Below are 13856 nucleotides of genomic sequence, written 5' to 3'. Positions count from 1 at the left end.
CCGGCATTTGCCGGCCCTTTGCTAGTTAGTCCCACCAAATGTCGAAAAGTTCGCTGACGCGTACCTCTTCGAATTTGCGGTCTTCCAGCCATTTGCGCACGAGTGCCTGCTGCTCTTCGGTGCATTTACCGATTTCTTGCTTGCAGATCAGGCCTTCCCAGGAGAGATAGCCGCTGCCATCAAACGCCAGTTTGTTTGGCTCGATCACTTCATCGATAAAGGCATCGACTTCCTTATCAATGGTTTCGACGCTAGTCCCTTCCGGGAAACGCCATGCGACGGAAAAACCAACTTCCTGGAATTCCTCGATGTGCATCTTTTTACGCAGACGACGGCTACGGTTTGCCATTATTTAACCCTCTCGAACATTAAGTCCCATACACCGTGACCAAGACGATGGCCACGCTGTTCAAATTTCGTTACCGGACGTGAATCCGGTCGCGGTACATAGTCGTTGTTTTCAGACAGGTTTTTATACCCGTCGAGCGACGACATCACTTCCAGCATGTGTTCCGCGTAAGGTTCCCAGTCGGTGGCCATATGGAAGACACCGCCCAGTTTTAGCTTACTTTTCACAAGCTCAGCAAATTCTGCCTGAACGATACGGCGCTTATTATGACGTGCTTTGTGCCACGGGTCAGGGAAAAAGAGCTGAACCATGTTCAAAGAATTGTCAGGAATCATTTTGTGCAGCACTTCAACCGCATCGTGGCACATGACGCGCAGGTTCTCGACGCCCTCTTCGTGCGCGGTTGCAAGGCACGCGCCGACGCCAGGTGAGTGAACTTCGATGCCGAGGAAATTCTGCTCCGGGCGCGCTTTCGCCATCGTCACCAGCGAAGAACCCATGCCGAAGCCGATCTCCAGCGTAATCGGCGCATCGCGACCAAACAGCTCGGAGAAGTCGACGGGTTGTTCGCTGAACTCAACGCCCATCACCGGCCAGTAGTTATCCAGCGCATGTTGCTGCCCTTTGGTCAGGCGGCCCTGACGGCGGACAAAGCTGCGAATACGGCGCAGCGGGCGACCGTTTTCATCAAATTCCGGTGAGATGACGTCGTTTTTCATAAAAGAGTAGTCTGCTTGTGAGATTGTTCGGGAAACGGGCATTATCCAAAGTTAAGCCCTGTATGCAAGCATGGGAAAGATCCGGTTTACAGTCGCAAGACGCTATGTTGCAATCTGCGTCCCTGATTATGCGAATCGATGACCATGCAAGCCTCTCAATTTTCAGCCCAGGTGCTGGACTGGTACGACAAATACGGGCGTAAAACCCTGCCCTGGCAAATTGAAAAAACGCCGTACAAAGTATGGCTCTCCGAGGTGATGTTGCAACAAACGCAAGTCGCAACGGTTATCCCCTATTTTGAGCGTTTTATGGAGCGGTTCCCGACGATAACCGATCTCGCCAATGCTCCCCTCGATGAAGTGCTGCACCTGTGGACTGGGCTTGGCTACTACGCCCGTGCGCGCAATCTGCATAAAGCGGCACAGCAGGTAGCGACGCTGCATAAGGGCAAATTCCCGGAAACTTTCGATGAAGTGGCCGCCCTACCTGGAGTGGGTCGTTCCACGGCAGGTGCTGTGCTCTCTCTTTCACTCGGTAAACATTTCCCGATCCTCGACGGCAACGTGAAACGCGTGCTGGCGCGCTGCTACGCAGTGGGCGGCTGGCCGGGTAAGAAAGAGGTCGAGAAACGCCTGTGGGAGATCAGCGAAACAGTGACGCCAGCGAAAGGCGTTGAACGCTTCAACCAGGCGATGATGGATTTGGGGGCGATCGTCTGTACCCGCTCTAAACCGAAATGCGAACTCTGCCCGGTGAACAACCTCTGCGTGGCCTACGCGAATCATTCCTGGGCGCAGTATCCAGGCAAAAAACCGAAGCAGACGATCCCTGAACGCACCGGCTTTATGCTGTTAATGCAGCATGGCGATGGGGTTTACCTTGCTCAGCGTCCGCCAAGTGGTTTATGGGGTGGATTATATTGTTTTCCACAATTTGAAAATGAAGAGGGATTACGTGAGTGGCTGGCCCAGCGGCAGATTAGTGCCGATAAACTCCAGCAACTGACTGCGTTTCGCCACACCTTTAGCCATTTCCATCTGGATATTGTGCCCATGTGGCTTCCCGTGTCCTCCTTCGCCTCTTGCATGGATGAAGGCGTGGCTCTCTGGTATAACTTAGCGCAACCGCCATCCGTCGGGCTGGCAGCTCCCGTGGAGCGCCTGTTACAGCAATTACGTGCCGGAGCCGTGGTTTAGCTTCGGTCAGACAACGAGGAATAATAATGGCCAGAACAATTTTTTGTACCTATCTGCAGCGCGACGCCGAAGGGCAGGATTTCCAGCTCTATCCGGGCGAACTGGGTAAGCGCATCTTTAACGAGATTTCTAAAGAGGCATGGGCGCAGTGGCAGCAGAAGCAAACCATGCTCATCAACGAGAAAAAACTCACCATGATGAACCCGGAACACCGCAAGCTGCTGGAACAGGAAATGGTGAACTTCCTGTTCGAAGGCAAAGATGTGCACATTGAAGGCTACACGCCGCCAGAAAAATAACAGCGCGGGCTTGATGCCCGGCGGCGCTTTGCTTGCACGAGCCTGCAGACGGTAGGCCGGGTCAGCGCAGCGCCATCCGGCAATAACCGCGACAAAGCAAACACAACACGCAATCCCGGAATGATGAAAAAATTATTAGCGCTAGCCCTTGTTGCGCCGTTGCTTGTGTCTTGTTCCAGTAAAAAAGGCGATAGCTATAACGAAGCCTGGGTAAAGGACACGAACGGTTTTGACATTCTGATGGGGCAGTTTGCCCATAACATCGAGAATATTTGGGGATTTAACGAAGTTCTTATCGCGGGACCGAAGGATTACGTTAAATATACCGACGCCTATCAGACGCGTAGCCACATCAACTTCGATGACGGCACAATCACGATTGAAACCATCGCCGGTACCGAGCCTGCGGCGCGCTTACGCCAGGCGATCGTCAAAACCCTGCTGATGGGCGACGATCCGGGTTCAATCGACCTCTATTCTGACGCCGACGATATCACCATCTCCAAAGAGCCGTTCCTTTACGGACAAGTTGTCGACCAGACCGGCCAGGCAATCCGCTGGGAAGGACGCGCCACCGCCTTCGCTGATTATCTGCTGAAAACGCGCCTGAAAAGCCGCAGCAACGGCCTGAAAATTATCTACAGCGTGACGATCAATCTGGTGCCGAATCACCTCGACAAACGTGCGCATAAGTACGTGGGCATGGTGCGTCAGGCGTCGCGCAAATATGGCGTGGATGAGTCGTTGATTCTGGCGATCATGCAGACCGAATCCTCCTTTAACCCTTACGCAGTAAGCCGTTCCGACGCCTTAGGGCTGATGCAGGTTGTCCAGCATAGCGCCGGAAAAGATGTGTTCCGTTCGCAGGGTAAATCCGGCACGCCGAGCCGCAGCTTCCTGTTCGATCCGGCCAGTAACATTGATACGGGCACCGCCTACCTGGCGATGCTGAACAATGTTTATCTCGGCGGAATTGATAACCCGACGTCACGCCGTTACGCGGTGATCACCGCTTACAACGGCGGTGCGGGCAGCGTACTGCGCGTGTTCTCCAGCGATAAAATCCAGGCCGCAAACATCATCAACAGCATGGCACCAGGGGATGTTTACTCGACGCTGACTACCCGCCACCCTTCCGCCGAATCTCGTCGTTATCTGTATAAGGTGAATACGGCGCAGAAGAATTATCGTCGTAGGTAGGTTTTCCCCCTCACCCTAACCCTCTCCCAAAGGGAGAGGGAACGGTCCGGTGTTCTCCCTCCCCCGCTGAGGACGATTTTTCTCCCTCTCCCCGTGGGAGAGGGCCGGGGTGAGGGCAACAAACCGCACCTCATCCCCACCATCCATACGAAAATGTTATTTGCATCACAATCTAAACTGCAAATTAATGAGGATTGCATTTTTTTGCGGGAGGTAACAAAACATAACGTTGCCTGCTGATAGAATTGCATCAAATAACAACCCTGAATGTTCCCATAAAAACATATCTCCCGCTCAATTGTGAGGAAAGTAACATGAACCTTAAGCTGCAGCTTAAAATATTGTCGTTTCTGCAGTTCTGTCTGTGGGGTAGCTGGCTAACCACGCTCGGCTCCTACATGTTTGTGACGCTCAAGTTCGACGGTGCGTCTATCGGTGCCGTATATAGCTCGCTGGGTATTGCTGCGGTCTTTATGCCAACGCTTCTGGGGATCGTGGCGGACAAATGGATCAGCGCAAAATGGCTTTACGCGCTGTGCCATCTGGTGGGAGCAGGAACGCTCTTTATGGCGGCAGGGGTTACAACGCCAGGCGGGATGTTTATTGTTATCCTGCTTAACTCACTGGCCTATATGCCAACGCTGGGACTTATCAACACCATCTCCTACTACCGCATTAAATCCGCTGGTCTGGATATCGTGACCGATTTCCCGCCAATCCGTATCTGGGGCACCATCGGCTTCATCATGGCGATGTGGGGCGTGAGCTTCGCAGGCTTCGAACTGAGCCATATGCAGCTCTACATCGGTGCTGGACTGTCTGTTCTGTTAGCACTGTTCACCCTGACGCTGCCGCACATTCCGGTATCGAATCAGCAGGCAAAACAGAGCTGGAGCTCAATGCTCGGTCTGGACGCATTTGCACTGTTTAAAAACAAACGCATGGCGATCTTCTTTATCTTCTCCATGCTGCTGGGTGCTGAACTGCAAATCACCAACATGTTCGGGAACACCTTCCTGCACAGTTTCGATAACAACCCGCTGTTCTCCGGTAGTTTTATCGTTGAGCACGCATCGGTGATGATGTCGATTTCGCAGATTTCTGAAACTCTGTTCATCCTGACCATTCCGTTCTTCCTGAGCCGTTACGGCATCAAGAACGTGATGCTTATCAGTATCTTTGCATGGATGCTGCGCTTCGGTCTGTTTGCCTATGGCGACCCATCGGCGTTCGGTACCGTACTGCTGGTTCTGTCGATGATTGTTTACGGCTGCGCCTTCGACTTCTTCAACATCTCCGGTTCGGTGTTTGTTGAAAAAGAAGTTAAGCCTGAAATCCGCGCCAGTGCTCAGGGTATGTTCCTGATGATGACCAACGGTTTCGGCTGTATCCTCGGTGGCGTCGTGAGCGGTAAAGTCGTTGAGATGTACACCACAAACGGGATTACCGACTGGCAGCCTGTATGGCTTATCTTCGCCGGTTACTCGCTGGTACTGTTCTTCGCCTTCATCGCACTGTTCAAATACAAACACGTCCGTGTTCCGCATGGTGCTCAGCCAATCGCGCATTAATCCTCCTGTCCCTCTCCTCTCAGGAGAGGGACGTCCCTATCTATCCTGATAATTACCTATAAAAACAGGACGTATTTAGCGCCTCACTCTCACCCCACTGTGGCACATTTATCACTATCGACATTTTGTCATTCCTGCCGCGCAGATAAGGTTAAAAGATGCTAGATATCGCTGACTTAAAGGTTTTTTTCCAGGATCCCGTGATTAAAAACATCATTGACACAACCTGGGATAATGTTGGCGAAGCGCTTGCGCGAACCCAGGCTGAACTTCCTGAGGAGCTGGCAATGTCACGCAGAGAGCTGTCATTCCACGACCATGTGAAATGCCTCGGATATCTGTGCTGGCTGCTCGAACACAATAACGTTGCTGGCGACATCATTGAGATCGGCGTCTGGAAGGGAAAATCCACGTCGTTTATGAATGAAATCTGCCAGCATAAACGCCGTATGATTAGCATCGACCCAATGGAACTGCCACGCCAGGAAAGTGAGCTGCGTTTCTACCATGAACGCCTTTTCCCGCAAGTAAATCTGGTGCGCGGATACTCAGAACTCAGTATTGAACGTGTTCTGGCCCTTAATCCTCAGACCGTGCTGCTGCACATCGATGGGGGCCATGAAGGTCGTCATGTATTAATCGACTTCCTGCTCTATTCCCCAACCGTTGTTTCCGGCGGATTTATTGTCTTTGACGACTACCGAGACCACCAGTACTCGCCGCAGGTCGGCCCGGCAGTTGACTTGCTGCGCGCGGGAGGTTACTTCAACGGCTTCGACGTGATCGGCAGCTTACCTGGCTTTGAGAATAGCTATTTGCTCCAGAAGCGATAATCCTGTGGACTCATCTCCCGGCGGGAGATGAGTTTTTCATCAACACTCTGCCAGCACCATTCCCACCGACAGCAAATCCGCACTACCTCCTGGACTTAAATTTCGTGCAATCAGCGCGTTATCCATCTCTGTCAGCGCGGCCCGATCCCAGCCATTAGCCACGAGATGCTGAGCGTATCGCTGCACATAGCGCAGCCCTTCCATGCCACCGCGCGATACCAGATTACTGTCCTGATTCACCGCCATTAGGCGTAATAACAAGTCATGCAATTGATGACGATTCCACTGCGATAACACTTTTCTAACCGTTGCGAAGCCGCTTTGCGCTTCACCACGCGCGCCGGTTAAACCAAAATCCTCATATTGCCGCTCACCGGCGGTTGCCCTGCCCGTACGCCCAGCCAGTTCGCGATCCACCAGCCCGCTGCAAATGTTACTCACCTCACAACAGAGCGTGTGCGCATTCACATTTTTAACGCGCCCAGCGGCAAAACAGAGTAACCCCAGCGCGAAAACGCCGCCTTTGTGAGTATTTACACCTCCCGTTGCTGCATACATGGCCTGCTCGCAGGCCATACCCATCGGGCGAATCAGGCGCAATTGCTCCGCTGCCGGTTTCCCGGCATGTTCCGCACCCAGCTCGGCAAAGCGCGAGAACCACGGCGCGATCGCGGCAATGCTGCGAACAAAGAGCGCATGATCCATATCGCGGTGCGAACCGGTGTTGATCTTATCCACTAGCCCCGGTTTTGGCGTGAGCTCTAACTCGCGCCATAGCGCCTCTTCCGCTAGTTGCGGTACATCTTTGACGTGCGGATTAGTCGCGAGAGAACCAGTCATCAATCATCTTCCCCACGCGGGCGACAACCTGCTCGACCGGATGCTGACGCGAGCGGGAACAAGCGTGTGCGGGTTCGTCGCAGAGAAGACACCTGCGCATATTCTCACCCAGAGAGCGTCGTCCGACATGTCCGGCATCCGGGCAAATCACGTCCATATCCCACAGCCGCCCCAGCGGGTGCGTCTGTTCCAATTCGGCGCAGTGGGCTTTGATTTCAGATGCCTGATGTTCTACACACCACAGAGCTTCTGGCCCCGTTGGCAGCCATAGCACCTGGCGATCCAGCACCCGCCAGCGGTGTTCCCACAGCAGTTGATCGCACATCTGCAGCGCCACACCCATAGTGTTTCGATAGCGCAGGCTATCTTTGATATCACCGGGCGTCACCAGGGTCAGCGAAATCACCGGTTGTTGATAGTGCGTGAGCCAGTCAGCCTGGCGCGCCGCGCGGCTCTCTTTCGCCGCCAGCATTTGCGCCAAGCTAACACCCGCATGCGCGGGTGTCGCAATGGTCATGATTATGACTCCTTAACCTGTCGGACAGTGTCGATCACGCTGCCATCACGGTAGCGGATCACACCGACGATTTTGTCGGTAAATTCAATCGGTTTCGGCTCGCCGGTGAGCGAAATTGCCCGCGCATATAACGCCTCGATATCAACAATTTTCAGTCCCGCCGCCTCCAGCCGCTCGCGGATCTCCGGGCGCGCAGGATTGACAGCAATGCCGTGATCGGTCACCAGCACGTCGATACTTTCCCCTGGCGTTAAGCGCGTGGTCACACGTTTCACCACCGTCGGGATACGGCTGCGCAGCAGCGGTGCGACGACAATCGTCAGGTTAGCGGCCGCCGCCACATCGCAGTGCCCGCCCGATGCTCCGCGCATCACGCCGTCTGAGCCGGTAATGACGTTGACGTTGAAATCGACGTCGATCTCCAGCGCACTGAGGATCACCACGTCGAGCCGATCACAGCTGGCCGCTTTACTGCCGGGATTAGCGTAGACGTTGGTGGAGATCTCCACGTGATTCGGATTGCGCGCCAGCGAGGCCGCTGCCTGACCGTCAAAACACTGGGTATCGAGTAGTTTTTCGATCAGCCCTTTCTCGTGCAGATCGACAAGGCTACCGGTGATCCCACCCAGTGCGAAGCGGGCTTTCACGCCGCTGCGCTCCATTTTCTCTCCCATAAAGCGGGTGCAAGCAGTGGCCGCCGCGCCGGAGCCGGTCTGCATCGAGAAACCGTTTTTGAAATAGCCAGAGTGTTCAATCACGTCCGCCGCATAGCGGGCAATCATCAGCTCTCGAGGGTTGCTGGTGACGCGTGCCGCGCCGACGCTGATCTTCGCCGGATCGCCCACACTTTCGACCTGCACGACATAGTCCACGCGATCCTGCACCAGGCTGGCGGGCATGTTCGGGAACGGCACCAGTTCTTCCGTGAGCAGCACCACTTTGCGGGCAAAATGAGCATCGACCATCGCATAGCCCAGCGAGCCGCAGCAGGAATTACCCTGAGTTCCGTTGGCATTACCAAACTCATCGCTGCACGGCACGCCGAGGAACGCGACGTCGATGTTCAGCTCGCCGTCCTGCAGAAGCTTCACGCGTCCGCCGTGGGAGTGGATCTGCACCGGCTCGTCCATCAGCCCGTGAGAGATGGCGTCAGCCAGTTTGCCGCGCATCCCGGAGGTGTAGATCCGGGAGATCACGCCGCTCTGGATATGCTCGATCAGCGCATCGTTGCAGGTCATCAGCGAGCTGGACGCCAGGGTCAAATTTTTAAAGCCCATTTTAGCCAGCAGCGCGACGACGGTATTAATCACCCGGTCGCCTTCGCGAAATGCATGATGGAACGAGATAGTCATCCCGTCCTGCAAGCCGCAACGCTTAATCGCCTCTTCAACGGTTTCGCAAAGCTTGCGACGCTGTTTTTCTTCAACATCAGCCAGCCACGGCGTAGCGCTATGGGCCGTATCAAAAGGTTTCAGTTCCCGCAGGTGGGGGAAATTCAGGTGGAGCAATTCTGTCTGATTCATTGTGTCATCCTTAGCGACGCACGCCAGAGGCAGCCGCGCGTTCCAGCACCCTCTGCGCGTGGTCAATAATCGGCGCATCGACCATTTTGCCGTTAAGCGAAACCACGCCCAGGCCGTTGCGCTCGCCCTCTTCTGCCGCTTCGATCACTAATTTCGCGTGATCCACTTCCTGCTGAGTCGGCGCGTAGGCGTTGTGCAGCAGGTCGATCTGGCGCGGGTTGATCAAAGATTTGCCGTTGAAGCCCATTTTGCGGATCAGGTTAACTTCGCGCAGGAACCCGGCTTCGTCGTTAACGTCTGACCACACCACGTCGAAGGCGTCGATCCCGGCGGCGCGCGCCGCGTGCAGTACCGCGCAGCGGGCATAGAACAGCTCTGTGCCGTCGCCGCGTTCGGTTTGCATGTCCATCACATAGTCAAACGCCGCCAGGGCGATGCCGATCAGGCGCGGCGAGCTACGAGCAATCGCCACGGCGTTAATCACGCCAATTGCTGATTCAATCGCGGCCATCACGCGTGTGGAACCCACTTCGCGGCCACACTCACGCTCGATGCGCTCCAGATGCCCTTCCAGCTCGAAGATATCTTCCGGGGTGTCGGCTTTTGGCAGGCGGATAACGTCCACGCCCGCGCGAACCGCCGCTTCGAGATCCAGCAGGCCAAACGGCGTGCTCAGCGGATTAATGCGCACCACGGTTTCAATATCCTGATACATCGGATGCTGTAACGCGTGGAAGACCAGCAGGCGCGCGGTGTCTTTTTCGCGTAGAGCCACGGCGTCTTCGAGATCAAACATGATGGAGTCAGGGCGATAGATAAACGCGGTAGAGAGCATCGCGGCGTTAGCGCCGGGTAAAAACAGCATACTGCGACGGAGTTTATTCATGACATTTTGCTCCAGTCGATCTGCTGCGTTTCTGAGGCGCGGATCAGCGCACTTTGCAGACGGGCGCGGATCACACAGTCCAGCGCCCCTTTATCTTCAACGATAATCAGCCCCTGACGCACGTCCATAGCGCGCAGTGTTTCGTTTACCACCAGGCGGATCTGCTCGCCAAACTGCTTAATCACTTCACTGTGGATGACAATCTCCAGCTCGCCGTCGGCGGGGGCGATTTTCACCATCAGGTCGCTGGACTCCTGCGTTCCGGCCAGCGCCTCCCTTACAATATTCATGATAAATTCCTGATAGTTATGCGACTTCCGCGCTCGCGCTGTAGTGCGCTTCGAGATGCACGAAAGTGGACTCCGGGACAATTTCCCGAATGCGGGAAAACTGCTGTGTCTTGAGTAAACGGCGCACTTCTGACGCCGAAATAGCGTTTCCTGTCGCCTTGATGCGCGGCATTTCCACCACGTCGATTTCCGCTGCAAGGAGCTGATGCAGCGTCTGGTTGTACTGGCGGGTGATGTCGCAAAACGGTTCCGAGCCGATAAAGCGATGGGTGATCCCAAGCGTTGGGGCAATAAAGTCGCGGAAAATCAGCACGTCGATCTCGCTCCACGCCTGCTGAACTTTGCCGGTCTCTTTGAGGAAATAGGACGGAAAAGTGGCGCGTGAGATGATGTACTGCGACCCTTCGTGCACCGAGACATTCGGAAAATGCGCCACGCCCGCACGGACCATTTCCAGACGGTCGCTAAACGGGAAGAACGACGCGTCCTCGCGCACCACGAACAGATGCAGCCAGTCGCACTGCGTCGCCGCCTGCTCCACCAGATGTCGATGCCCGAGGGTGAACGGATTGGCGTTCATTACAATCGCGCCAATTTTTTCCCCACACTTGCGGCTGCGCTGCAGCGAGCGACAGTAACGCTCGATACCCTGCGGGGTATTCTCCAGCAGCACCGCGTTGTTGCCGCTCTGGGCAATCGGCCAGAAACCGCTGCGGGCGAAGCGCTCTTTGTTACACGGGCGGGTGCAGAGAAAGAGGTGAAAATGGCCGCGCGCCAGTGCGGCATTTTCCACTTCGGCCAGCAGACGGGCGCTGAGATTTGCGCCCCTCAGCTTTTCATCAACCGCCACACACTTGATGACATTGGCAGCCAGCCCCGCGCATCCCACTAACTGCGGGCCGGACCAGGCCTCCACAAACAGCGTAATGTCGTTGTCCAGCCCCAGGCCACTGTCCGCCAGCAAATAGCGAATCTGGCTTAAGCGTTCCGGGTGTTGCGCGACAATCGTCTGACGAAAGTCGATAGGGAGTTGCGAGTGCATGCCGCCGCCTTAATCAGTGCGCTGCCGCCAGGGTTTGCGCGGGTGCTTCCATGATCACATTGCTCAGATGACCGATGTTTTCGATCTCCACCTCAATGCGATCGCCCTCTTTCATAAACAGCGGCGGATTGCGCTTTTTGCCTACACCACCCGGCGACCCGGTGATGATCACGTCGCCGGGGCTGAGACGGGTAAAGGTACTGATGTACTCGATCAATTCCGCAACTTTGTGGATCATGCTGCTGGTGTTGTCTTCCTGCACCATACGTCCATTAAGCCAGGTGCGGATCGCGAGGCTGTGCGGATCAGGGATTTCATCGGCGGTCGCCATCCACGGGCCAAATGCCCCGGTCTGCCGCCAGTTTTTCCCGGCGGTGAACCAGGTGTGCTGCCAGTCGCGGGCGGAACCGTCCATGTAGCAGCTGTATCCGCCGACGTGGCTCAGGGCATCTTCACGGCGGATGTTCTCGCCGCCTTTGCCGATGATCACCGCCAGCTCGCCTTCGTAGTCAAATTCGCAGGAGTGGCGCGGTTTGAGCACAGGTGAGTTGTGCCCGGTCTGGGAATCCGCAAAGCGAACGAACAGCGTCGGGGCCGGATTGTGCTGGTCAAATTCTTTGCGTTTGTCAGCGTAATTCATACCAACGCAGAGGATTTTTTCCGGCTGCTCAATCACCGGTAAAAAGGTGATTGCACTCATTGGAATATCCACGACGTCGTTGACATAACGTGTGGCATCCGCCAGGCCGTTACCCTGCAACAGCGCTTTGAGGTCGCTGTAGCGATCGCCCAGACGGCGACCTAAATCCACGACGCCATCGGCCTGCACGATGCCGTAGCTGCGTTTACCCTGATACAGAAAACTTGCAAGTTTCATTGTTCTTTCCTGAAGACTTAGACGAGGAAGTTGCCCAGAACCAGCAGCGAGACGGAGACATTAATCGCGCCGCCAATTCGGGTAGCAATTTGGGCGAATGGCATCAGGCTCATACGGTTGCCTGCGGTCAAAATCGCCACGTCGCCGGTACCGCCCTGCCCGCTCTGACAGCAGGAGACGATGGCGACATCAATCGGGTGCATACCAATCTTTTTACCGACGAAGAAGCCGGTCGCTACCAGCGCGGAGACGGTGCTGACAATCACCAGCAGATTGCTGACGGTGAAGGCATTGACCAGTTCCTGCCACGGGGTGATCGCCACGCCAACGGCAAACAGAATCGGGTAGGTCACGGAGGTCTGGAAGAATTTGTAGACTACCTGCGAACCTTCCAGCAGGCGTGGAGATGCGCCGTTGCAGAGCTTAACCAGTACCGCCACAAACAGCATGCCAACCGGTGCTGGCAGGCCAATCAGCTTGTGACCGAGCATACCCAGCATGTAGAGCAGCACCGCCAGCAGTGCGCCGGAAGCAATCGTGGTGACGTCGGCTTTGCCGGAGAACGCCGGTTGTGACACGTTGGCGTCGGCATTAGCGCGGTTTGGCATCAGCTGGCCTTCGCCGGTCAGGTGCGGATAGCGTTTGCCCAACTGATTCAGGCAGCCGGAGATAATAATGGCGGTTAAGCCACCGAGCATGACCATCGGTAGAACGCGACCGAGCGCAACACCCTGATCCATGTGCAGCAGCGTGGCGTAGCCGATGGAGAGTGGAATTGCCCCTTCGCCGACCCCGCCCGCCATGATCGGCAGAATAATAAAGAAGAAGATCTGGAACGGCTCAAGGCCGAGCGCCATGCCGACGCCCATCCCGACGATCATGCCGACGATTTCTCCGCACAGCATCGGGAAGAAAATTCGCAGGAAGCCCTGAATCAGCACCGTGCGGTTCATGCTCATGATGCTGCCGACAATGATGCAGCAGATGTAGAGATAGAGAATGTTGGTGGATTTGTAGAACTTCGTCGTGGATTCGACCACCACGTCCGGCAGCAGGCCGTAATAAACCATCGCCGACGGAATAAAGGTGGCGCAAATCGCCGCCGCACCGAGTTTGCCGACAATCGGCAGACGTTTGCCGAACTCACCGCAGGCAAAACCGAAGAACGCCAGAGTTGCGACCATCACCACGATATCGCTCGGGAGTTTTCCGCCCAGACAGTCAATAGCGATCAGCGCACCGGCTAATACAAACAGCGGCAGGGGAATGATCCCGACTTTCCAGGTATCCATAATGTGCCACCAGCGCTCTTTAAGCGACGGCCGCTGAAGTTCAATCGGGTCGTGGGTAACAGAGAAAGAATCGTCAGTAGTGCTCATAATTAAGCCTCTTGGTTATTTGTGCGTTAATCCTAGAGTCTCAAAGGCTTACTTTATGTGAGGAAAGGCATATTAAAACCGAAGTTTTAATGGCCTCTATGGTTTTAATGGTTTCTTTTATTTAATGTGATTAACGCCTTATTTATTGCCGTGGTTTTTATGGTTTCTTTTCCAGAACGTACAAACAAATAACATTAATTAAATTAGCATTAAGACAAGCCTGAATTATCTATTTTTGTTTTGCGAGCCGCGCTGTGGAAATGATCACAAGTTTCAGGCAAAGCTCCTGGCAAGCGGAAAAAAGATGATATATTGGCGAAACCCGTTGATACCC

The 13856-nt window shown here is 55.0% G+C and carries 15 protein-coding genes; 5 read left to right on the top strand and 10 right to left on the bottom strand.

Annotated elements, in window-relative coordinates:
- Positions 1–25: 25 nt before the first annotated feature.
- Both C3708_RS04760 and trmB read right to left on the bottom strand, forming a co-directional pair.
- Positions 26–352 carry a YggL family protein gene (locus C3708_RS04760; protein WP_095283305.1) on the bottom strand — a complete coding sequence of 109 codons (327 nt, stop codon included), beginning with the start codon at positions 350–352 and terminating at the stop codon, positions 26–28.
- On the bottom strand, positions 349–1068 hold the full coding sequence (gene trmB, locus C3708_RS04755; protein ID WP_103946646.1) for a tRNA (guanosine(46)-N7)-methyltransferase TrmB: 720 nt from the start codon (positions 1066–1068) through the stop codon (positions 349–351). Before trmB ends, C3708_RS04760 begins: the two co-directional genes overlap by 4 nt.
- A gap of 144 nt (positions 1069–1212) precedes the next feature.
- Between trmB and mutY the strand changes: the two genes are divergently transcribed.
- The 5 genes from mutY (at position 1213) to C3708_RS04730 (ending at position 6168) form a co-directional block, all read left to right on the top strand.
- Positions 1213–2265, top strand: coding sequence for an A/G-specific adenine glycosylase (gene mutY / locus C3708_RS04750; RefSeq protein ID WP_174349010.1), 1053 nt, complete (start codon positions 1213–1215; stop codon positions 2263–2265).
- Between the two features lie 26 nt (positions 2266–2291).
- Complete coding sequence (locus C3708_RS04745; RefSeq protein ID WP_095283308.1) at positions 2292–2564, top strand: oxidative damage protection protein; 273 nt, start codon at positions 2292–2294, stop codon at positions 2562–2564.
- A gap of 123 nt (positions 2565–2687) precedes the next feature.
- Positions 2688–3764 (top strand): membrane-bound lytic murein transglycosylase MltC, encoded by a 1077-nt coding sequence (gene mltC, locus C3708_RS04740; protein WP_095283309.1) that lies wholly within the window; start codon positions 2688–2690, stop codon positions 3762–3764.
- A 314-nt stretch (positions 3765–4078) separates the two neighbouring features.
- On the top strand, positions 4079–5335 hold the full coding sequence (locus tag C3708_RS04735; RefSeq protein ID WP_095283310.1) for a nucleoside permease: 1257 nt from the start codon (positions 4079–4081) through the stop codon (positions 5333–5335).
- A 158-nt stretch (positions 5336–5493) separates the two neighbouring features.
- Positions 5494–6168: a class I SAM-dependent methyltransferase gene (locus C3708_RS04730; RefSeq protein ID WP_103948151.1), complete on the top strand. Its 675-nt coding sequence runs from the start codon at positions 5494–5496 to the stop codon at positions 6166–6168.
- A 39-nt stretch (positions 6169–6207) separates the two neighbouring features.
- Here C3708_RS04730 and citG read toward each other — a convergent pair whose 3' ends face one another.
- From citG to C3708_RS04690, 8 genes are read right to left on the bottom strand one after another with little or no spacing between them, the layout of a single operon-like run.
- Positions 6208–7008 (bottom strand): triphosphoribosyl-dephospho-CoA synthase CitG, encoded by an 801-nt coding sequence (citG, locus tag C3708_RS04725; protein WP_103950345.1) that lies wholly within the window; start codon positions 7006–7008, stop codon positions 6208–6210.
- Positions 6986–7525: a citrate lyase holo-[acyl-carrier protein] synthase gene (gene citX / locus C3708_RS04720; RefSeq protein WP_103950344.1), complete on the bottom strand. Its 540-nt coding sequence runs from the start codon at positions 7523–7525 to the stop codon at positions 6986–6988. The genes citG and citX overlap by 23 nt, the downstream gene beginning before the upstream one ends.
- Before the next feature lie 2 nt (positions 7526–7527).
- On the bottom strand, positions 7528–9048 hold the full coding sequence (gene citF / locus C3708_RS04715; RefSeq protein ID WP_103950343.1) for a citrate lyase subunit alpha: 1521 nt from the start codon (positions 9046–9048) through the stop codon (positions 7528–7530).
- Positions 9049–9058: 10 nt separating this feature from the next.
- Entirely contained in the window at positions 9059–9934 is an 876-nt protein-coding gene (citE, locus tag C3708_RS04710) for a citrate (pro-3S)-lyase subunit beta (protein ID WP_103950342.1), read from the bottom strand.
- The gene (gene citD, locus C3708_RS04705) at positions 9931–10224 is read right to left on the bottom strand and encodes a citrate lyase acyl carrier protein (RefSeq protein WP_103948146.1); all 294 of its coding nucleotides are present in this window, start codon (positions 10222–10224) and stop codon (positions 9931–9933) included. Before citD ends, citE begins: the two co-directional genes overlap by 4 nt.
- A gap of 16 nt (positions 10225–10240) precedes the next feature.
- Positions 10241–11266 carry a [citrate (pro-3S)-lyase] ligase gene (citC, locus tag C3708_RS04700; protein ID WP_095283316.1) on the bottom strand — a complete coding sequence of 342 codons (1026 nt, stop codon included), beginning with the start codon at positions 11264–11266 and terminating at the stop codon, positions 10241–10243.
- A 13-nt stretch (positions 11267–11279) separates the two neighbouring features.
- Positions 11280–12143 (bottom strand): fumarylacetoacetate hydrolase family protein, encoded by an 864-nt coding sequence (locus tag C3708_RS04695; RefSeq protein ID WP_095283317.1) that lies wholly within the window; start codon positions 12141–12143, stop codon positions 11280–11282.
- A 17-nt stretch (positions 12144–12160) separates the two neighbouring features.
- Positions 12161–13522, bottom strand: coding sequence for a 2-hydroxycarboxylate transporter family protein (locus C3708_RS04690; RefSeq protein ID WP_095283318.1), 1362 nt, complete (start codon positions 13520–13522; stop codon positions 12161–12163).
- Positions 13523–13856 lie beyond the last annotated feature (334 nt).

Source organism: Lelliottia sp. 7254-16, from assembly GCF_002922995.1.
GTDB classification, from domain to species: domain Bacteria; phylum Pseudomonadota; class Gammaproteobacteria; order Enterobacterales; family Enterobacteriaceae; genus Enterobacter; species Enterobacter jeotgali.
The sequence above is the reverse complement of the archived record's forward strand: the minus strand, read 5'-3'. Positions and strand labels throughout refer to the sequence as shown.